The sequence below is a fragment of the Dickeya ananatis genome (assembly GCF_019464615.1).
Taxonomy (GTDB): Bacteria; Pseudomonadota; Gammaproteobacteria; order Enterobacterales; family Enterobacteriaceae; genus Dickeya; species Dickeya oryzae.
Map to the genome: position 1 here is coordinate 657,772 of NZ_CP040816.1, position 19,879 is coordinate 677,650.

Consider the following 19,879-nt stretch of genomic DNA (forward strand, 5'->3'; position numbering starts at 1 on the left):
TAAGTGAGTAATACGCCCGGCTTGCCGGGCGTATTTTTTCTGGTGTTTGCTTACAGGGCGGCAAAACAGCGACGAGCGGCCGCTATCGTGTGCTCGATATCCTCTGGGCTGTGTGCCAGCGACATAAAACCGGCTTCGAACGCCGACGGCGCCAGGTAGACGCCTTCATCCAGCATCAGATGGAAGAAGCGTTTGAATCGTTCCACATCACACTTCAGCGCATCCTGATAGCAGGTCACCTGTGCCGCGTCGGTAAAGAAGATACCAAACATGGCACCGACATGGTTTACCACCAGCGGGATGTGTTGTGCTTTCGCGGCTGCCAGCAAACCTTCTGCCAGTTGCGTCGTCCGCTCGGTCAGTGTCTGGTGAACGCCGGGTTTAGCCACTTCACTCAAGCAAGCGAAACCAGCGGCCATCGCGATCGGGTTGCCGGACAGTGTCCCTGCCTGATAAACCGGGCCGGTTGGTGCCAGTGCTTCCATGACATCACGGCGCCCACCGAACGCGCCCACCGGCATCCCGCCGCCAATAATTTTGCCAAGGCAGGTCAGGTCAGGGCGTACGCCGTAATGCGCCTGTGCACCGCCTAACGCCACGCGAAAACCGGTCATCACTTCGTCGATGATCAGCAGCGCGCCGAATTCGTCACACAATGCTCTCAGCCCCGGCAGGAACTCTGGCTGAGGTGGAATGCAGTTCATGTTGCCCGCGACTGGCTCGACGATAATCGCGGCGATATCTTGCGGATACTGTTCAAATGCCGCACGTACCGAGTCCAGATCGTTGTAGGTGCAGGTCAGGGTATGGCGGGCAAAATCAGCCGGTACACCGGGAGAGTTGGGTTGCCCCAGCGTCAGTGCTCCGGAACCTGCCTTCACCAGCAGGCAGTCGGCATGGCCGTGATAGCAGCCTTCAAATTTGATGATTTTGTCGCGGCCGGTGAAACCACGCGCCAGACGGATAGCACTCATGGTCGCTTCGGTGCCGGAGTTCACCATGCGCACCATTTCCATGCCCGGTACCAGCGAGGTCACCCGTTGCGCCATTTTCACTTCCATTTCGGTCGGCGCGCCAAAGCTCAGGCCACGCTCAGCGGCTTCAATCACCGCCTGACGAATGGCCGGGTGGTTGTGGCCCAGAATCATCGGCCCCCAGGATCCCACATAGTCGATATAGGATTTGCCATCCGCGTCGTAGAGTCTTGAGCCTTCCGCCCGTTCAATGAACAGGGGAACGCCTCCAACGCCGTTAAAGGCGCGCACCGGCGAGTTAACCCCACCGGGAATCAGTTGACGGGCGGCGGCATACAGACTTTCAGATTTATTCATTGCGGCTTCCTGATTGGATTTGCATAGCGAGTGACGCCCATTCTAATCGTCTGTTTCGCGTTGTGAAATCGCCGGACACACTTTAGCTTTCCGCCATCAGTATTCCTGCTGGGCAAGTACGTCGCTACACGACTAAAATGAGAGCCTTGTCCGTGATATTAACGTTGATTTACTGTCATGCATTCTTCCTTTTCTTTGCCTGCGGCGGTACGTCGCGCTGCTATCAGACAACTTGTTCGTCGTGATAAAACCCCTTTCTACATCTTAGTGATGGCCGCGTTGACCGGCACGCTGGTTGGACTGGTCGGGGTGGGGTTCAATCAGGTGGTCAATGCCGTACAGCACTGGCGGGTGTCCTCGCTGTCGTCTTTGTCTGGTAGTGCCTGGGTGTGGCCGCTGAGTATCGTGATATCCGCTCTGCTGGCAGCGGCGGGTTACGGGCTGGTGCGTCGATTTGCGCCGGAAGCTGGTGGCTCTGGTATCCCTGAAATCGAGGGGGCGTTAGAAGATTTGCGCCCGGTACGCTGGTGGCGGGTGCTGCCAGTGAAGTTCTTCGGTGGGATTGGAACGCTGGGTGCCGGTATGGTGCTGGGGCGTGAAGGGCCGACGGTACAACTGGGCGGAAATATTGGCGGTATGGTGGCGGCGTTGCTCCCGGCGCGTAAAGGGGATGTCCGGCATTCACTGCTGGCGACAGGCGCGGCCGCCGGTTTGTCCGCCGCGTTCAATGCGCCACTGGCTGGTATCTTGTTCATTATTGAAGAGATGCGCCCGCAGTTTCGCTACAACCTGATTTCCATCAAAGCGGTATTTATCGGCGTGATTATGTCCAGCATCGTCTATCGGTTGCTGGAAGGCGATCACGCGGTGATCAATGTGGGCCAACTGCCGTCCGCACCAGTGGGAACACTGGGGTTATATCTGTTGCTTGGCATTCTGTTTGGTGCTGTCGGGGTGATATTCAATGTGTTGGTGCTGGGGGCACAGGCGCGTTTTTTGCGCTTTCACGGCCATTCACTGCCGCGATTTTTGCTCACCGGGCTGGTGGTAGGTGGGATATCTGGGTTGTTGACGCTGGCATTCAGCGATGCGACGGGCGGCGGCTTTACGCTGATACCGGTTGCGGCGGCGGAGCACTATGGGGTCGGGATGCTGCTGGTGATCTTTCTGGCCCGGGTCGGGATGACCTTGCTCTGCTTTAGTTCCGGCGCGCCGGGGGGGATTTTTGCTCCCATGTTGTCGCTGGGTACGTTGCTGGGGGCTGCGTTTGGTATGGTATGCGCACATATTTTTCCCGACTGGGGACTTGGTGCAGGAACCTTTGCCGTCGCGGGGATGGGGGCGTTGTTCGCGTCATCGGTTCGCGCGCCGCTGACCGGTATCGTGCTGGTTCTGGAGATGACGGACAACTATCAGCTGATTTTACCGATGATCATTACGTGCCTTGGCGCGACGCTGGTGGCACAGTTCCTTGGTGGTAAGCCGCTTTACTCGAGTATTCTGGCGCGCACACTGGAGCGTCAGGCGCAGCAAGAAGCACTAACGGCCGAAACCGGTGCTGGTATCAAATCTTGAACGTTGTCGGGTGCTGTTGGATAATAAAACGATAATGAGGGCTGTTGAATTCCGCCCGGTATTGATTGGGAGTAAAAAAATGAGCGATGATGTAGCACTGCCCCTGCAGTTTACCGATGCGGCAGCTAATAAGGTGAAACTCCTGATTGCCGATGAAGAGAATCCGGAACTGAAACTTCGGGTTTACATCACTGGCGGCGGCTGCAGTGGCTTCCAGTATGGTTTCACCTTCGATGATAAGGTTAACGACGGTGATATGACCATTGAGAAACAAGGGGTCTCCCTGGTGGTCGATCCGATGAGTCTGCAATACCTGATCGGCGGCTCGGTGGATTACACCGAAGGGCTGGAAGGTTCGCGTTTTGTGGTAACGAACCCGAACGCCAAAACCACCTGTGGATGTGGTTCCTCTTTCAGTATCTGACAATAGCTCGTCCATACCCTAAATAATTCGAGTTGTCCTGCAACTTGAGGTATGGCGGGAATATAAGAAAAACCCGTGGCCTGACTGGCGTACGGGTTTTTTTATGTCGGTACTCCAGCGGGTGTGGATGGTAGTCAGCCTTGCCGGGCGGCGAATTGTTGGCACAGCTGTTCTGCTGCCAACATCAGCCGTGGGCCTGTGCGGCTAAACCAATCCTCATTAACTGCGATGACGTCAGGGTTCAGTTGCGGTTGCCAGAAGGCTTTGACCTGCTCTACCGCAGCGGGTGGACCGCTGATAACGATGACCTGAGGCTGACGTCGAATCACCTGTTCGCGGCTGACCTGTGGCCAGGGCACTGGGCTGTCGGCAAATATATTACTGCCACCACACAGGCTAATAACCTGGCTTTGTAATGTTGCCTGCGATGACGTAAACAGCGGTTGACTGCCAAACTGCAAAAACACCCGTACCGGTGTACGGTGGCTATATTGCTGTGCCAGTGATTGTTGTTGCTGACGAAACTGCTGGGCGGCTTCATGCGCTTGGTCCGGATGCGGACTGTACTGCGCCAGCATGTCTAACTGGCGCGGAATGTCATCGAGTGTAGTGGGGTCAAGGTACAGAATGTGGATGCCGAATGACGCCAGTTGCTCCAGGGGGCGCTGGGCATTGCCTTCTCGCCATGCCAGTACCAAATCCGGCTTTAATGCCAGAATCCGCTCCAGATTGATGCCCTGCCAGTTGGCGACCTGTTCGATGTGTTCAGCCGCTGGCGGATAATTGGACCAGGCGCTGACGCCGACCAGTTGTTCGCCAAGCCCGGCGGCAAACGCCATTTCGGTAGCATGTGGTGCCAGACTAACAACACGCTGCGCTACCGGCTCAGCCCGACAGGGTAACAGCCATAACAGGACCAACAGCCACAGGATGCGAGAATACCGTATGAGAGAATAAAAGGATGTCACGGCGCGGGTCTCGAAGATAAACGAACCGGGGCGTGGGTAGCCCCGGAGGCAGCAATTAATAGCTTTGCGCCAGTGCCTGCAGCATGGTTTCCACCATTTTGGTTGACTGCTGAGCGGCGGTAACCAGAAACTCGTCGAAACTGAGGTGTGATTCCTGATCAGCAACGTCGGAAATGGCACGTACCACAACAAAAGGTACACCAAACTGATGGCAAACATGACCGATGGCCGTGGCTTCCATTTCTACAGCGATGGCCTGTGGGAACGTGTGACGGATACGTTCCAGCGGCGCTTTACCGTTGATAAAGGCATCACCGCTGACGACCAGCCCGCGTACGGCGTTCAACTGTAACTGGCTGATGGCTCCCTGTGCCAGCGTGATCAGCTTTTCATCGGCGGCAAACGCGGCCGGGCAACCCGCCATCTGGCCGGGTTCGTAACCAAACGCGGTGACATCCGCGTCGTGATAACGCACTTCGTCGGAAACCACGATATCCCCTACCTTGAGTGATGACGCCAGACCACCAGCGGAACCGGTATTAATCACCACATCCGGCTGGCAGTGTTCCAGCAGCAGCGTAGTACCCAGCGCGGCGGATACTTTACCGATACCGGATTTCAGCAAGGCCACCTCCACGCCGTGCAACTGGCCGCTGTAAATTTCGCAGCCCGCGCGCTGGAAGGTCTGGCGGTTTTGGATCTGCTCTCTTAACAGGGTTACTTCTTGTTCCATTGCGCCGATAATGCCAACTTTCATAGGGGTCCCCACCAATTTGTCAAAAGTCACAAAAGTTTAGTCTATCACGGCTTAAGGCGGGCAGCGATTGTACACCTGCTCGGGGACGTGCTATCACTGAGGTGATACCCGTACCAACACACGTCAGTTATACGCCGCGTGTTTGCAGGCCCCTCTGATCAGGGCATTACATGGAGAACAGTATGTCTGCTATCGATTTCTCAACCAAACTCAGTTTCCAGCGACGCTTTGGCAGGAAAAAGGACAAAAAGGACGAGTATGCCATTGTGCAGGAGTTTGAGAGCGATCGCGGGCGGATCATTAACTCTGCGGCTATTCGTCGGCTACAGCAAAAAACGCAGGTATTTCCGCTGGAGCGTAACGCCGCGGTGCGTTCCCGGTTGACCCATTCCATGGAGGTACAACAGGTCGGTCGCTATATCGCCAAAGAGATTTTCCGGCAGTTGCGTAAAAGCGGGCAACTGGAGGCGCTGGGGTTGGAGCCACTGGAAACGCCGTTCGAGAGTCTGGTGGAAATGGCGTGTCTGATGCATGACATCGGCAATCCACCGTTTGGGCATTTCGGCGAGGCGGCGATCAATAACTGGTTCAGGCAACGCTTATCACCGGGAGAAAAAACGCAAGATTCACAGCCTGATCCCTGTCTGGTGTCTTGTCTGAAATTCGATGAGCAAGATAGTGCAGAACTGAACGCACTGCGTGACCGTATCCGCCATGATCTCAGTAACTTTGAAGGCAATGCTCAAGCGATCCGGCTAGTGCATTCGCTGTTGAAGCTCAATCTGACCTATGCCCAGATCGGCTGTATTTTGAAGTACACCAAACCGGCTTACTGGGCGCAGTCAACACCGTCTGCGTACAGTTACCTGATGAAAAAGGTCGGGTTTTACCTGTCGGAAGAGGCGTTCGTGCAGCAGTTACGCAGTGAACTGAATATGGCGGAGTTTCACCGTCACCCGCTGACCTACATCATGGAGGCGGCGGATGATATTTCTTACTGCATTGCCGATCTGGAAGATGCGGTAGAAAAGAAAATCATCACCTATCAGCAGCTTTATCACCGTCTGGAAGAAGCCTGGGGAGAACGGGCGGAGAAAGACGTCTTCAGCCGTACTGTCGATTTAGCCTATGAAGAGCGGCAACACTTGCCGGGGCGTAGCGAAAGTGACCAGTTTTTCATGAAGTTGCGGGTCAACACCGTGAATACGATGGTGCGTTATGCCACGCGGCGTTTTATCGACAATCTGCCAGCGATTTATGAGGGAAGTTTCAACCATTCGTTGCTGGAAGAAGAGAAAGACGACTACGGGCGATTATTAAAGATCTTTAAAGATGTCGCCAGAAAGTTCGTGTTTAATCATCATGAGGTCGAGCAACTTGAACTACAGGGCGATCGCATCATCAGTGGTTTGCTGGAGATTTATAGCCCGCTGCTGAACATGCCGTACCGCGATTTCTGCCAGTTAGTTGCGGACGATACCCACAAGCGTTATCCCATCGAAACCCGGTTATACCACAAGCTCTCCAGCAAGCATTGTCATGCCTACCGCGAGGCGACCCGTTCTCTGGCGGCGCTATCCGATAAAGAGCAAGAGGTGTGGGAGTATTACTACCGTGCCCGGCTGATTCTCGATTACATCAGCGGGATGACCGATTTGTACGCTTACGATGAATATCGTCGCTTGATGGCGGTGGATTGATGCAGGTGAAGACGGTCAGAGTTTTGTAAATATGGACAATATTTCCTTACCCTTCACCATCTTGCACAGAATAGGCGCAGCTGCGCATAGTGGACTCACTGCTCCTGACCGCTGTGAATGGCTGTCAGAGTTCTCTCGTTGACTGAATTGTGAGACATATCGCTATGAAACAAAAATCATTGATGTTGAGCGCGTTAGCGCTGAGTCTGGCGATAGCGGTGGGGACGCTGCCAGCCACTGCTACTGCCGCTGAGTCGGTGTCATCGTCCAGCGCCCAGTTGCCGAGTCTGGCCCCCATGTTGTCGAAAGTGATGCCTTCAGTGGTGAATATCTCTGTGCAAGGGCATACCACGGCCAGTCAGGGTGCCCAGGTGCCGCCGCAAATGCAGCCCTTCTTCGGTGATAATTCGCCTTTCTGTCAGGAGGGATCACCTTTCCAGTCATCGCCGATGTGTCAGGGCGGCGATGATGACGATGACGGTAGCGCAGACAATGCACCACAGCAACAGGAGTTCCAGGCATTAGGGGCGGGGGTCATTATTAACGCGGCCAAAGGCTATGTCGTCACCAATAACCACGTGGTGGAAAACGCCGATAAAATTCAGGTTCGCCTCAATGACGGTCGTAAATACGACGCGAAAGTGATTGGTAAGGATCCACGCTCGGATGTAGCGCTGATTCAGTTGAAAGATTTCCGCAACCTGACGGAGATTAAGATGGCGGATTCTGATCAACTGCGTGTGGGGGATTATGCGGTTGCTATCGGTAACCCTTACGGTTTGGGGGAAACCGCGACATCCGGGATCATTTCCGCGTTGGGGCGCAGTGGCCTGAATATTGAAAACTATGAAGACTTTATTCAGACCGACGCGGCTATCAACCGGGGTAACTCCGGTGGTGCGCTGGTCAACCTCAATGGGGAATTGATAGGCCTGAACACGGCAATCCTCGCCCCCGGTGGCGGTAACATCGGTATCGGTTTTGCTATCCCCAGTAATATTGTGAAGAATCTGGTTAGTCAGATCGTCGAATACGGTGAAGTGAAACGTGGCGAACTGGGGATTTTAGGCACCGAACTCAATTCCGATATCGCCAAAGCCATGAAGGTGGATGCTCAGCGTGGGGCCTTCGTCAGCCAGGTGCAGCCGAATTCCGCCGCTGCCAAGGCTGGGATTAAAGCCGGGGATGTGGTCGTGTCGATGAACGGGAAGACCATCAGTAGCTTCTCCGCGCTGCGTGCCCAGATTGGTTCACTGCCGGTAGGCAGCAAACTGACGCTGGGGCTGATTCGTGATGGGAAGCCGCTCTCGGTAGACGTTACGCTGCAGCAGAGCACGCAGTCGCAGGTCGAATCCGGTAATCTGAACTCCGCGATTGAAGGGGCCGAGTTGAGTAATACGCAGGTGGACGGGCAGAAAGGCGTGAAAGTCGAGAAGGTGAAACCGAATTCCGCCGCAGCGAAGATTGGCCTGAAACCTGATGACGTGATCCTCGGTGTGAACCAGCAACCGGTCGAAAATATCGGTGAATTGCGCAAGATTATCGACAGCAAGCCGCCGGTGCTGGCGCTGAATATTCGCCGCGGTGGCAGTGACCTGTATTTGTTGATTCAATAATCTGTTGGTTCATTAATGCTATTAATTCAATAGCCTGACCAGAAACATGACCGGATGATCACCACCCGGTCATGTTTTTTTCGCTTGTTTTGTGAGTTATTCCACAGTTCCTGTGTGATCCCCCAGTTTTTGTTCATTTGCACAATGTCTGGCGCTATACCCAGCGTTATGCTGGTGCGGTTGTCTCTATCCCTTGAGGTTGATATGGCGTCATACCACCTGAATGACAAACTGGCACAGGAGATTGTCGCACGTACCATGCAAATCATTGATAGTAATATCAATGTGATGGATGCACGTGGGCGAATTATTGGCAGTGGTGATCGCGAGCGTATTGGGGAATTGCATGAAGGTGCGCTATTGGTGCTGTCGCAAGGACGGGTGGTGGATATTGATGACGCAGTCGCGCGTCATTTACATGGCGTCCGGCCCGGTATCAACCTGCCGCTAAAAATCGACGGCGAAATCGTCGGTGTGATTGGTCTGACGGGTAACCCTGGGCAGTTACGCCATTACGGCGAACTGGTGTGCATGACGGCCGAGATGATGCTAGAACAGGCGCGATTGCTGCACATGCTGGCGCAGGACAGCCGCTTACGGGAAGAACTGGTACTGAACCTGATTCGTACGGATGACCTCTCGCCTGCGTTGATGGAGTGGGCGCAACGCCTTGGTATCGACCTGAATCAGCCGCGTGTGGCGGCCGTGGTTGAGGTGGATAGCGGCCAGTTAGGGGTGGACAGTGCCATGGCGGAGTTACAGCAATTGCAGACACTGCTGACGACGCCGGAGCGCAACAATCTGATCGCGATAGTCTCACTGACGGAAATGGTGGTGCTGAAGCCCGCGCTCAACAACCACAGCCGCTGGGATGCTGAAGAGCATCGACGTCGCGTCGATACGTTGTTGTCGCGTATGGAAGAAAGCAGCCGGTTACGGGTACGGGTGGCGTTGGGTAACTATTTTACTGGCCCCGGCAGTATTGCCCGTTCCTATCGAACCGCCCGCACCACCATGAGCGTCGGCAAACAACGTATGCCGACCCAGCGCAGTTACTTCTATCAGGATCTGATGCTGCCAGTGCTACTTGATAGCTTACGTGGTGGTTGGCAGGCCAACGAACTGGTTCGGCCGTTAGCCAGGCTGAAGGCGATGGACAGCAATGGTTTACTGCGCCGCACGCTGAACGCCTAGTTTCGCAACAACGTACAGCCGGGGGCAACGGCTAAGGCGCTATTTGTACATCGCAATACGCTGGAGTATCGCCTCAATCGGATATCTGAACTGACCGGGTTGGATTTGGGCAACTTTGACGATCGGCTATTGTTGTATATTGCTCTGCAACTGGATGAAGAGCAGTAAGCTGTACCCTCGCATACCATCACTAACGATGACAGGTGGCAGGCTACAGGCCTGCCGCTTACCTTAGATTCAAAAGCGCTGTTAAGCCCTCAATAATATAACCCGAGAGCATAAATTATCTCGAAACAGTATTTTTTCCCCTCCGCCTTATCCTCTATTGTCCCTCTCATAGATAACACTGGCCGCCGTGGTGCGGTCTGGCCGTTGTGCCGGTAGCAGGATAACCGTCAACGGGTCTCTGGGCTTTTTTGATCGCTCGCGCAAGCAACGGGCAGACTTTGAGGGGAATCATCATAATGTCAATGCGTCGTTTGGGATGGTCGCTGGCTACTGCCGCGTTGTTATTGTCGGGGGTAGCGTCGGCTGCTACGGAATTGTTGAATGTGTCTTATGACCCGACCCGTGAGTTTTATCAGCAATATAACGCAGCATTTATCAAACACTGGAAAGAGACCACCGGCGAAACGATTACCGTGAAAAATTCCCATGGCGGTTCAGGTAAGCAGGCGCGCTCGGTGATTGATGGCTTGCAGGCGGATGTTGTGACGTTGGCGCTGGCTGGTGACATTGATGCGCTTAATCTGAATCAGCCATTGATTGACCCGAAATGGCAGGCGCGTTTGCCGGATAACAGCACGCCTTATACCTCGACCATTGTCTTTTTGGTGCGCAAAGGTAACCCGAAACATATCAAAGACTGGGATGACCTGATTAAGCCGGATGTGCAGGTGATCACGCCGAACCCGAAAACCTCTGGTGGTGCTCGCTGGAACTTTCTGGCTGCCTGGGCCTATGCTAAACACTTGCCGGGCGGAACCGATGAAAGCGCGCAAAAATTCGTGACCGAACTCTATAAGCATGCGCCGGTGCTGGATACCGGTGCGCGTGGCGCGACCATCAGCTTTGTGCAGCGTCAGTTGGGTGATGTGCTGATTGCCTGGGAAAACGAGGCGTATTTGTCGCTCAAAGAGCAGGGTGGCGACCAACTGGAAATCGTCACGCCGTCCCTGTCCATTCTGGCGGAGCCGCCGGTGGCGGTAGTCGATAAAGTGGTGGATCGCAAAGGCACGCGCAAACAGGCAGAAGCCTACCTGAACTACCTCTACAGCGACGAAGGGCAGCGTATCATCGCGCAGAATTTTTACCGCCCACGCAATGCGAAAATTGCCGAGGAGTTTAAGTCCCAGTTTGCACCCGTGAAGCTGGTGACGATCGATGATGAATTTGGCGGCTGGAAAAATGCGCAGCCCAAGTTCTTCGATGATGGCGGGGTGTTCGACGCTATCTTCAAACAGATTAATAAATAAACGGTATCCTGACCGTCAAAACCGCCTCCATCGGGGCGGTTTTGCCATGTTGGTTGTCTGAGTCGGCAATCCGTGTTTTTTCATTGAAAGGCTTGTTATGTCGCGACGTATTTCACCGGTAATTCCCGGTTTTGGTCTGACTCTGGGCTTTAGCCTTACCTATCTGGGGCTGCTTGTCCTGATTCCGTTGGCCACTATGTTCTTGTATGCCAGTCAGTTGACGCTTACCCAGTTTTGGGAGCTTATCACCAGTCGTCATGTGCTGTTTTCTCTGAAATTATCCTTTGGTTCTGCACTGACGGCGGCCTTCGTCAACGGTATTCTGGGCACGCTGCTGGCCTGGGTGCTGGTGCGTTATACCTTTCCTGGCCGGAAAATTATCGACGCGATGATCGATATGCCGTTTGCCTTGCCTACTGCTGTCGCCGGGATTGCACTGACGTCACTGTATGCCCCACATGGTCTTATCGGTTCGCTGTTTCCGTTTCGCATTGCTTATACGGGGATTGGTATTACGCTGGCGCTTATCTTCGTCACCTTGCCGTTTGTGGTGCGTACCTTACAGCCGGTACTGGCAGATATTCCCAAAGAGGTGGAGGAAGCGTCTGCCTGCCTGGGCGCAAACCCGTGGCAGACCTTCCGACACGTTCTGTTACCGGCCATTTTACCGGCCTGGCTGACTGGTTTTGCGCTGGCATTCGCACGCGGTGTGGGGGAGTACGGATCGGTGGTATTTATTGCCGGGAATATTCCGTTTAAGACAGAAATTCTGCCGTTATTGATCGTCTCCAAACTGGACCAGTACGATTACAAAGGCGCGACCGGTATCGGTGTGTTCATGCTGGTGGTCTCTTTTATCATGCTGTTGCTGATTAACCTGTTGCAGCGGCGCATTCAACCCTCGTTATAGAAGTATAAAGGATGAGCATGGATCACAGTATTTCTGCGCCTGTGGCGGAGCGCCCGTCCACCGCTAAGCGTCCGACAACGTTTTATGTGCTGACGGCGTTGGCCTGGTTGGTATTTGTTCTGATTCTGGTCTTGCCGCTGGTGATGGTGATTACGCAAGGGCTGCATAACGGTATCAGTGCGTTCTGGAATGCGATTACCGAGCCGGATGCGGTTTCTGCGCTTAAGCTGACCCTGCTGGCAACGGTGATTTCGGTACCGCTGAACATGGTCTTCGGGCTGGCTATCGCCTGGTGTGTAACCAAGTTTGCGTTCCGGGGCAAATCGCTGTTGCTGGCGTTGCTGGATTTGCCCTTTTCCATATCGCCGGTCGTGACGGGTTTGATGTATGTGTTGCTGTTTGGTGCACAGAGCAAGCTATATCCATTCCTGACGGAGCATAATCTGGAAGTTGTGTATGCCGTTCCCGGCATTGTACTGGCCACGATTTTCGTCACCCTGCCGTATGTGGCGCGTGAATTGATCCCATTGATGGAGCAGCAGGGGAGTCAGGAAGAGGAAGCAGCCAGACTGCTGGGTGCCAATGGCTGGCAGATGTTTTGGCATATCACGTTGCCGAATGTGAAATGGGCGCTGATCTACGGAGTGGTGCTGTGCACTGCCCGCGCCATGGGGGAATTTGGCGCGGTTTCCGTGGTATCGGGCCATATTCGCGGTCTGACCAACACCTTGCCGTTGCATATCGAGATTCTTTATAACGAGTACAACATTGTTGCTGCATTCAGCGTGGCGATTTTGCTGCTGGCGATGTCGCTGGTAGTGCTGTTGCTGCGTCAGTGGAGTGAAGCGCATTTGTCGAAACAACAAGAGAAACAACAGGAGCTGGCCGGTAATGAGCATTGAAGTTCACAACGTTAACAAGCAGTTCGGTCAGTTCCGGGCCCTAAATCAGATCAATTTGTCGATTCAGAGTGGTGAGCTGGTGGCGCTATTAGGGCCATCGGGCTGCGGTAAAACTACGTTACTGCGTATTATTGCTGGTCTGGAAACGCCGGACAGCGGCAATATTGTGTTCCACGGTGAAGACGTATCGGGGCACGACGTGCGTGACCGTAATGTCGGTTTCGTCTTCCAGCATTATGCGCTGTTCCGTCATATGACGGTGTTTGACAATGTGGCGTTTGGTTTGCGTATGAAGCCGAAGGCGATACGTCCATCGAAGCGCGATATCGACACCAAAGTTCGCGAACTGCTCAATATGGTCCAACTCGAGTGGCTGGCGGATCGCTACCCGGAACAGCTATCCGGCGGGCAGCGCCAGCGCATTGCACTGGCTCGGGCGTTGATTGTGGAGCCGCGAATTTTGCTGCTGGATGAACCATTCGGGGCGCTTGATGCAAAAGTACGAAAGGAACTGCGCCGTTGGTTATCGCGCCTGCATGAAGACATCAACCTGACATCGGTATTTGTGACCCATGACCAGGAAGAAGCGATGGAAGTGGCTGACCGTATCGTACTGATGAACAAAGGCGTGATTGAACAGATTGGCACGCCTGATGAGGTGTATAACCGTCCGGCTACCGAGTTTGTTTATAATTTCCTCGGGGACAGCAACCGGTTGAAGCTCGCAGGTCATGACAAGGTGATTCAGTTCCGTCCGCATGAAGTGGCGTTGTCAAAACAGACGCAGGCTGATTTCCAGCCGGTGGTGGTGAAAGACATTCGCCCGTTGGGGGCGTTGACGCGTCTGGTTCTGAAGGTGGATGGCAATAATGAACTGATTGAAGCGGAAGTAGCGCATGATGACGCGGTGTTGACCGATTTACACCGTGGCGATGTCGTACAGTTCAAGCCGAAGCGTTATAACTATGACTGGGAAATTTGAGTATAAAAAACGCCCGTCAGGGCGTTTTTTTAGAGATGTGAGTCAATTAACGGTAGTCTTCATTGGTCACTACGGAGTAGCGGCCGCTGCCCAGCAGCATAATGACCAGGCTGCACAGGAAATAAAACGCTTCCCCTTCCAATCCCCACGCCCCCACATTGGTGACGGTAAACAATTTACCCAGCGTGACCAGCAGCGTTGCGACCAACAGGTTAAATGCAACCACAGCGGCAGAAAGGCGAGTTAATACGCCGAGAATAATCAGGATCGGAGCCAGTACTTCGCCGATATAGGCGCCGTAGGCAATAAAGCCCGGCAGACCATGCTGTGCCAGCATACCTGAGATCCAACCTACGCCATTTTGGATTTTGGCAACGCCGTGGAATAGCAACAGAATGCCGACGGTCAAACGCAACAACAGTTTGCCGCCATCAGGATGGTTGGTTAAACCGGTAAAAAATTTATTGGCTTTCGCTATCATCGTCTTACCCTTAATTAGGAATAGGTTTTATTACGTCACCTAGTGTCATCTTTTGGTGGCAGAATAAAAAACCAATACATTTGACGCTCCTTATCAAAAATTTTGCCCGATAATCCGCGCAGGCTGTAACGGGTGGAGCGCCTTTGAATGAGTAAAGGGGAATATTGGTTGATTGTGGGGATGATTTTTAGTCGGGAGACAGAGGATGTTGAGGGATATAAGAAACAGGGATAAACGCAGAGAGTAAGATCGCATAACTTCGCTCGACTCGAACCTGAACGCAGGTTCTCACCTGCACAACATCGTGTGCGTATGAAGCATTAGTGTGAATAAATGGGGAAGGTGATACATTTAGCGGTGGTGGGTCGTGCAGGATGACTCGGCCAGTGGCCTCGCCCTTCGGGCCAGCGCGATGCGCTGTTGTCTCGCTTTGCTCGACTCGAGCCTGAACGCAGGTTCTCACCTGCACAACATCGTGTGCATATGAAGCATCAGAGTGAATAATTGTGGAAGGTGATGCATTTAGCGGTGGTGGGTCGTGCAGGATTCGAACCTGCGACCAATTGATTAAAAGTCAACTGCTCTACCGACTGAGCTAACGACCCGCAGAAGTGGTGGGTGATGACGGGATCGAACCGCCGACCCCCTCCTTGTAAGGGAGGTGCTCTCCCAGCTGAGCTAATCACCCACTTCTGTACTTCATCGTAAGAAGACAGCTGGTATGAGATTGGTGGGTGATGACGGGATCGAACCGCCGACCCCCTCCTTGTAAGGGAGGTGCTCTCCCAGCTGAGCTAATCACCCAATCTCAAATCTTCTTACTTTACACAGCGCGGCACTCTAATGAGTGGTGGGTGATGACGGGATCGAACCGCCGACCCCCTCCTTGTAAGGGAGGTGCTCTCCCAGCTGAGCTAATCACCCCCGCTGTGTGGAGTCGCATTATAGGGATAGTTGACTATGAGTCAACGCTTTTTAAAACGAAAATGGTCGTTCGTTGTAAAATTAGTCGATATGTCGTATTTCTGGGCGTTATCGTTGAATCCCTGCGCATTTTAGCGCGAAGAGACTGGCCTCGACGCGGTTATGGCGTTGAGGAATCGAGGGGGAGTGATAGAATATTGCCCACTTTAAGCAGGCTGTGTCTCGCGCTGACAGCGCGCACCCTTGATGGCGGGGCGCAGTCCGGAATCCTGGTTGGTGTTAACCGACCGTTGCTGTCTAATTAAGGCCGTAATCCCAATGAAAATCAAAACCCGCTTTGCGCCCAGCCCGACTGGTTATCTTCATGTTGGCGGTGCCCGTACCGCACTGTATTCCTGGTTGTTTGCCCGTCATCATGGCGGCGAATTTGTTTTGCGTATTGAAGATACCGATCTGGAGCGTTCGACCAAAGAGGCGATTGACGCCATTATGGATGGCATGAACTGGTTGAATCTGGACTGGGATGAAGGCCCGTACTATCAGACCAAGCGTTTTGATCGCTATAACGCGGTCATCGATCAAATGCTGGAAAACGGTACGGCTTACAAATGCTACTGCTCTAAAGAACGTCTGGAAACGCTGCGTGAACAGCAGATGGCTAACGGTGATAAGCCGCGCTATGACGGCTGCTGCCGTGATTCTCATGAACACCATGCTGATGATGAACCGCATGTGGTGCGTTTTCGTAACCCCCAGGATGGTTCGGTGATCTTCGATGACCGTATTCGCGGGCCGATTGAATTCAGCAACCTTGAGCTCGATGATCTGATCATCCGCCGTACCGACGGTTCACCGACTTATAACTTCTGTGTGGTTATCGACGACTGGGATATGGGGATCACCCACGTTATTCGTGGTGAAGACCATATCAATAATACGCCGCGTCAGATCAATATCCTCAAAGCGCTGGGTGCACCTGTGCCGGAATACGCGCACGTTTCCATGATTTTGGGCGACGACGGTAAGAAGCTGTCCAAGCGCCACGGTGCCGTCGGTGTGATGCAATACCGTGATGATGGCTATCTGCCGGAAGCATTGCTCAACTATCTGGTGCGGTTGGGATGGGCTCACGGCGATCAGGAAATTTTCTCTATTGATGAGATGAAGCAGTTGTTCTCACTGGATGCTGTCAGTAAATCCGCCAGTGCATTTAATACAGAAAAGCTGCAGTGGCTGAATCACCACTATATTAACCATCTGCCGCCGGAATACGTGGCGACCCATCTGTCGTGGCATATCGAGCAGGCCGGTATTGATACCCGTACTGGTCCTCAGTTAAGCGAACTGGTGACATTGCTGGGTGAGCGCTGCAAGACGCTGAAAGAAATTGCCGAGTCCTGTCGCTACTTCTATGAAGAGTTTGCTGAGTTCGATGCTGATGCCGCGAAGAAACACTTGCGTCCGGTAGCGCGTCAGCCGCTGGAATTGGTTCGCAGCAAGCTGGCTGCCATCACTGACTGGACACCAGAAACTATTCACCATGCTATTCAGGGCACAGCCGACGAATTGCAGCAGGGGATGGGGAAAGTAGGGATGCCGTTGCGTGTAGCGGTAACCGGCGCGGGCCAGTCTCCGGGCGTGGATGTGACGGTGCATGCTATCGGTCAGTCACGTACACTGGCGCGTATCGAGCGGGCACTGGCGTTTATCAGTGAGCGCGAGGCTCAGCAATAATCGTCTATTGTCGAGATAGTGATTCTTCAAAACCCTGGCTTGCCAGGGTTTTTTTTACGTCCAGTATCCACTCTTGCAATCGCCATCATTTTGAAAATGAAGGCGATTGATTACCGTGACGCAGCCGGAATATCAGGCATTGAGTGCCTGATTCAGGTCGTCCAGTAAATCTTCTATTGCTTCGATGCCGACTGACAGGCGAATCATTTCCGGTTTAACGCCGGCCTTAGCCTGTTCTTCTGGTGTCATCTGGCGATGAGTGGTCGATGCCGGGTGGCAAGCTAACGATTTGGCATCACCAATATTGACCAGACGTTTAAAAATTTTCAGGGCGTCATAGAAGCGTACACCCGCGTCGTAACCGTCTTTGAGGCCGAACGACAGAATGGCAGACGGGGTACCTTTCATGTATTTCTGTGCCAGCGCGTAATGCGGGTGATTCGGCAGGCCAGCATAGCTGACCCAGGCTACGCTGGGGTGCGATTGCAGGTATTCCGCCACTTTTTTGGCATTTTCCACATGTCGCTCCATGCGCAGCGACAGTGTTTCCAACCCCTGCAGTAATAAGAAGGCATTCATGGGGGCGAGCGCTGAACCGGTGTTGCGCAGTGGAACGGTGCGGGCGCGGGCAATAAAAGCGGCTGGGCCGAATGTCTCGGTATAGACCACGCCATGATAGGCCGCTTCAGGGAGATTCAGACCCGGGTATTTTTCAGGGTATTGCGACCAGGGGAATGTACCGGCATCCACAATGACACCGCCAAGTGAGTTACCGTGACCGCCAACGTATTTCGTGATCGAATGCACGACGATGTCTGCACCGAAGGCAATCGGTTTGCACAGTACTGGCGAGGCAACGGTGTTATCCACGACCAGCGGTACGCCATGCTGGTGGGCAACTTGTGCCAGCGCTTCAATATCGACAATATTGCCCGCCGGATTGCCGATACTTTCGCAGTAGACCAACCGGGTTTTATCATCAATCAGTTTTGCGATAGCTTCCGGCGAGTCATCCGCTGCAAAACGGACCTCCACCCCAAAGCTTGGTAGCATGTGAGCAAACAGGGTATAGGTGCCGCCATATAACTGTGGGGTCGACACGATATTGTCACCCTGACGGGTCAGCGTTTGAATCGCATAAGTAATGGCGGCACTACCGGCAGAAACCACCAGCGCCGCAATGCCACCTTCCAATGCAGCCAGGCGTTGTTCCAGCACATCATTGGTGGGATTCATAATCCGCGTATAGATATTACCTGGGACGGCAAGGTTGAACAGATCCGCGCCGTGCTGCGCATTCTCGAATTCAAAGGCGACATTTTGGTAAATCGGCACGGCCACGGCCTTGGTGACGGGGTCGGAGGTAAAACCATGGTGTAGCGCGAGTGTGGCATCTTTCATGTCTGGAAAACTCCGGTAGATGAAATAATGACGCATTGTTAAGGGTTTTGTGAAAAGTAAGAAAAACTTTTTTGTCATAAGCTAATAGCAAACGCGCTTGATTTGCGGCGTTTTTTGCCTTTGGGATAAAACGTGCGTTGTTGTATGACACCTGGCGTTCTGCGTTGACGGCTTTTTCAGCGGTTGATCGGATAAATGGATTTTGGCGTTGACAGGGGTAGGGGCGTTGCATATCATGCGACCCGTTCACACGATACCGTGTCGATACGGGGCTATAGCTCAGCTGGGAGAGCGCTTGCATGGCATGCAAGAGGTCAGCGGTTCGATCCCGCTTAGCTCCACCAAACCTTCATCCCAAAAGGTCTGGTTATCGATAGTATCATCAGGTGTGGGGCTATAGCTCAGCTGGGAGAGCGCTTGCATGGCATGCAAGAGGTCAGCGGTTCGATCCCGCTTAGCTCCACCATATTTCTTCGCAGTACTTCCCTTATTACTTCCTTTTGTTTCCTTACGATTCAATCAATTTTTGCTTTTCTGCTTCTGCCAGATGATGCGTCATTGCCTCTGACCAGCAAAGGCAATGACGAACTCGCTATTGGACGTTTTCTGGTAAACGGGGCGTCCAGTCGATGGGCGAATCCCCTTGTTGCTCCAGCAACTGATTGGTTTTCGAGAAATGATGGCATCCTAAAAAACCACGATGCGCGGATAACGGCGACGGATGCGGTGCTTTCAGAACATGGTGCCGTTGTGTATCAATAATGCTGCCTTTCTTCTGCGCATGAGACCCCCACAACAGAAATACGATCCCTTCCCGGTGTGCGTTCAGATTCTCTATCACTTTGTCGGTGAACGTTTCCCAACCCAGATTCGCGTGTGAATGTGCTTTACCTGCTTCCACCGTCAGTACGGTATTCAGCAGCATCACGCCTTGCTGCGCCCAGCTTTGTAAAAAGCCGTGGGAGGGTATTTCAAATCCAGAAATATCGTTAGCCAGCTCTTTGTAGATATTGACTAAAGAGGGCGGAGCCGGCACGCCCGGGCGCACTGAAAACGATAACCCATGCGCCTGATTCGGACCGTGGTACGGGTCCTGCCCCAGAATCACGACTTTGACGTCGTGAAACTCAGTAAAGCGAAAGGCGTTAAAGACATCTTTTTGTGGCGGATAGATAACCTTGCCTGCCGCACGTTCCTGATGGACAAACGACAAGGTGTTAACAAAGTAAGGCTGTTCTTTCTCTTGGGCCAGCACATCGTGCCAGGTCAGGGAGGTGGTCATGGCAAGGCTCTTTGCTCAATCGGGTAAATGGCGACAACCTGGGTGTGCAGGTTCAGCCTGATTCATCAATCCAGGTGACTAAGATTACCGTCAAACGCGGCAGAGGGAAAATTATTCGCTACCTTTTATTGCTGGCAAATGGTGGATTGCGAATTTTTTTTAAAATTTACAAAAATAATTGCATCGTGAGATTTGATGGAAATTGATATAAAACAATTAATTA

Annotated in this window: 15 protein-coding genes, 6 tRNA genes, 1 other RNA gene and 1 pseudogene; 12 read left to right on the plus strand and 11 right to left on the minus strand. The window is 53.2% G+C overall.

Annotation, left to right across the window (positions count from 1 at the left end; all coding sequences use genetic code 11):
- Positions 1 to 50: 50 nt before the first annotated feature.
- Positions 51 to 1,331, minus strand: a complete 1,281-nt coding sequence (hemL, locus tag FGI04_RS02875; RefSeq protein ID WP_407336213.1) for a glutamate-1-semialdehyde 2,1-aminomutase — start codon at positions 1,329 to 1,331, stop codon at positions 51 to 53.
- 177 nt (positions 1,332 to 1,508) lie between these two features.
- Between hemL and clcA the strand changes: the two genes are divergently transcribed.
- The gene (gene clcA, locus FGI04_RS02880; RefSeq protein WP_407321669.1) at positions 1,509 to 2,906 is read left to right on the plus strand and encodes a H(+)/Cl(-) exchange transporter ClcA; all 1,398 of its coding nucleotides are present in this window, start codon (positions 1,509 to 1,511) and stop codon (positions 2,904 to 2,906) included.
- Between the two features lie 79 nt (positions 2,907 to 2,985).
- Complete coding sequence (erpA, locus tag FGI04_RS02885; protein ID WP_012885775.1) at positions 2,986 to 3,330, plus strand: iron-sulfur cluster insertion protein ErpA; 345 nt, start codon at positions 2,986 to 2,988, stop codon at positions 3,328 to 3,330.
- 134 nt (positions 3,331 to 3,464) lie between these two features.
- Here the strand turns inward: erpA and btuF are convergent, their stop codons facing one another.
- Both btuF and mtnN read right to left on the minus strand, forming a co-directional pair.
- Positions 3,465 to 4,298, minus strand: coding sequence for a vitamin B12 ABC transporter substrate-binding protein BtuF (gene btuF / locus FGI04_RS02890; protein ID WP_342700156.1), 834 nt, complete (start codon positions 4,296 to 4,298; stop codon positions 3,465 to 3,467).
- A gap of 55 nt (positions 4,299 to 4,353) precedes the next feature.
- Positions 4,354 to 5,055, minus strand: a complete 702-nt coding sequence (gene mtnN, locus FGI04_RS02895; RefSeq protein ID WP_342700157.1) for a 5'-methylthioadenosine/S-adenosylhomocysteine nucleosidase — start codon at positions 5,053 to 5,055, stop codon at positions 4,354 to 4,356.
- Between the two features lie 182 nt (positions 5,056 to 5,237).
- Here mtnN and dgt point away from each other — a divergent pair, with 182 nt between their 5' ends.
- The 7 genes and pseudogenes from dgt (at position 5,238) to FGI04_RS02930 (ending at position 13,834) form a co-directional block, all read left to right on the plus strand.
- Entirely contained in the window at positions 5,238 to 6,755 is a 1,518-nt protein-coding gene (gene dgt, locus FGI04_RS02900) for a dGTPase (RefSeq protein WP_342700158.1), read from the plus strand.
- Positions 6,756 to 6,919: 164 nt separating this feature from the next.
- On the plus strand, positions 6,920 to 8,371 hold the full coding sequence (degP, locus tag FGI04_RS02905; protein WP_342700159.1) for a serine endoprotease DegP: 1,452 nt from the start codon (positions 6,920 to 6,922) through the stop codon (positions 8,369 to 8,371).
- Positions 8,372 to 8,575: 204 nt separating this feature from the next.
- Positions 8,576 to 9,733 (plus strand): annotated as a pseudogene (locus FGI04_RS02910) (CdaR family transcriptional regulator).
- Positions 9,734 to 10,029: 296 nt separating this feature from the next.
- Complete coding sequence (locus tag FGI04_RS02915) at positions 10,030 to 11,040, plus strand: sulfate ABC transporter substrate-binding protein (RefSeq protein WP_029456390.1); 1,011 nt, start codon at positions 10,030 to 10,032, stop codon at positions 11,038 to 11,040.
- A 97-nt stretch (positions 11,041 to 11,137) separates the two neighbouring features.
- Positions 11,138 to 11,950, plus strand: coding sequence for a sulfate ABC transporter permease subunit CysT (gene cysT, locus FGI04_RS02920; RefSeq protein WP_342700161.1), 813 nt, complete (start codon positions 11,138 to 11,140; stop codon positions 11,948 to 11,950).
- A 17-nt stretch (positions 11,951 to 11,967) separates the two neighbouring features.
- Positions 11,968 to 12,852: a sulfate ABC transporter permease subunit CysW gene (gene cysW, locus FGI04_RS02925; protein WP_342700162.1), complete on the plus strand. Its 885-nt coding sequence runs from the start codon at positions 11,968 to 11,970 to the stop codon at positions 12,850 to 12,852.
- Complete coding sequence (locus FGI04_RS02930) at positions 12,842 to 13,834, plus strand: sulfate/molybdate ABC transporter ATP-binding protein (RefSeq protein WP_342700163.1); 993 nt, start codon at positions 12,842 to 12,844, stop codon at positions 13,832 to 13,834. Before cysW ends, FGI04_RS02930 begins: the two co-directional genes overlap by 11 nt.
- 46 nt (positions 13,835 to 13,880) lie before the next feature.
- Here FGI04_RS02930 and FGI04_RS02935 read toward each other — a convergent pair whose 3' ends face one another.
- From FGI04_RS02935 to FGI04_RS02960, 6 genes are all read right to left on the minus strand, one after another.
- Positions 13,881 to 14,315 (minus strand): DoxX family protein, encoded by a 435-nt coding sequence (locus FGI04_RS02935; protein ID WP_342700164.1) that lies wholly within the window; start codon positions 14,313 to 14,315, stop codon positions 13,881 to 13,883.
- 358 nt (positions 14,316 to 14,673) lie between these two features.
- Positions 14,674 to 14,798: non-coding RNA, RtT sRNA (locus tag FGI04_RS02940), on the minus strand.
- 46 nt (positions 14,799 to 14,844) lie between these two features.
- Positions 14,845 to 14,920 (minus strand) — tRNA-Lys (locus FGI04_RS02945).
- A gap of 7 nt (positions 14,921 to 14,927) precedes the next feature.
- Positions 14,928 to 15,003: transfer RNA gene (locus FGI04_RS02950), tRNA-Val, on the minus strand.
- Positions 15,004 to 15,043: 40 nt separating this feature from the next.
- A tRNA-Val gene (locus FGI04_RS02955) sits at positions 15,044 to 15,119 on the minus strand.
- Positions 15,120 to 15,163: 44 nt separating this feature from the next.
- A tRNA-Val gene (locus FGI04_RS02960) sits at positions 15,164 to 15,239 on the minus strand.
- Between the two features lie 318 nt (positions 15,240 to 15,557).
- Between FGI04_RS02960 and gltX the strand changes: the two genes are divergently transcribed.
- A complete protein-coding gene (gene gltX / locus FGI04_RS02965) occupies positions 15,558 to 16,973 on the plus strand; it encodes a glutamate--tRNA ligase (RefSeq protein WP_342700165.1) in 1,416 nt (471 codons plus the stop codon).
- A gap of 132 nt (positions 16,974 to 17,105) precedes the next feature.
- Here the strand turns inward: gltX and FGI04_RS02970 are convergent, their stop codons facing one another.
- Positions 17,106 to 18,374: an O-acetylhomoserine aminocarboxypropyltransferase/cysteine synthase family protein gene (locus FGI04_RS02970; RefSeq protein WP_407336214.1), complete on the minus strand. Its 1,269-nt coding sequence runs from the start codon at positions 18,372 to 18,374 to the stop codon at positions 17,106 to 17,108.
- A 268-nt stretch (positions 18,375 to 18,642) separates the two neighbouring features.
- Between FGI04_RS02970 and FGI04_RS02975 the strand changes: the two genes are divergently transcribed.
- Both FGI04_RS02975 and FGI04_RS02980 read left to right on the plus strand, forming a co-directional pair.
- A tRNA-Ala gene (locus tag FGI04_RS02975) sits at positions 18,643 to 18,718 on the plus strand.
- Between the two features lie 46 nt (positions 18,719 to 18,764).
- A tRNA-Ala gene (locus FGI04_RS02980) sits at positions 18,765 to 18,840 on the plus strand.
- Between the two features lie 126 nt (positions 18,841 to 18,966).
- On the opposite strand, the gene ung is transcribed toward FGI04_RS02980, so the two are convergent.
- On the minus strand, positions 18,967 to 19,656 hold the full coding sequence (ung, locus tag FGI04_RS02985) for a uracil-DNA glycosylase (protein ID WP_038905280.1): 690 nt from the start codon (positions 19,654 to 19,656) through the stop codon (positions 18,967 to 18,969).
- Positions 19,657 to 19,879 lie beyond the last annotated feature (223 nt).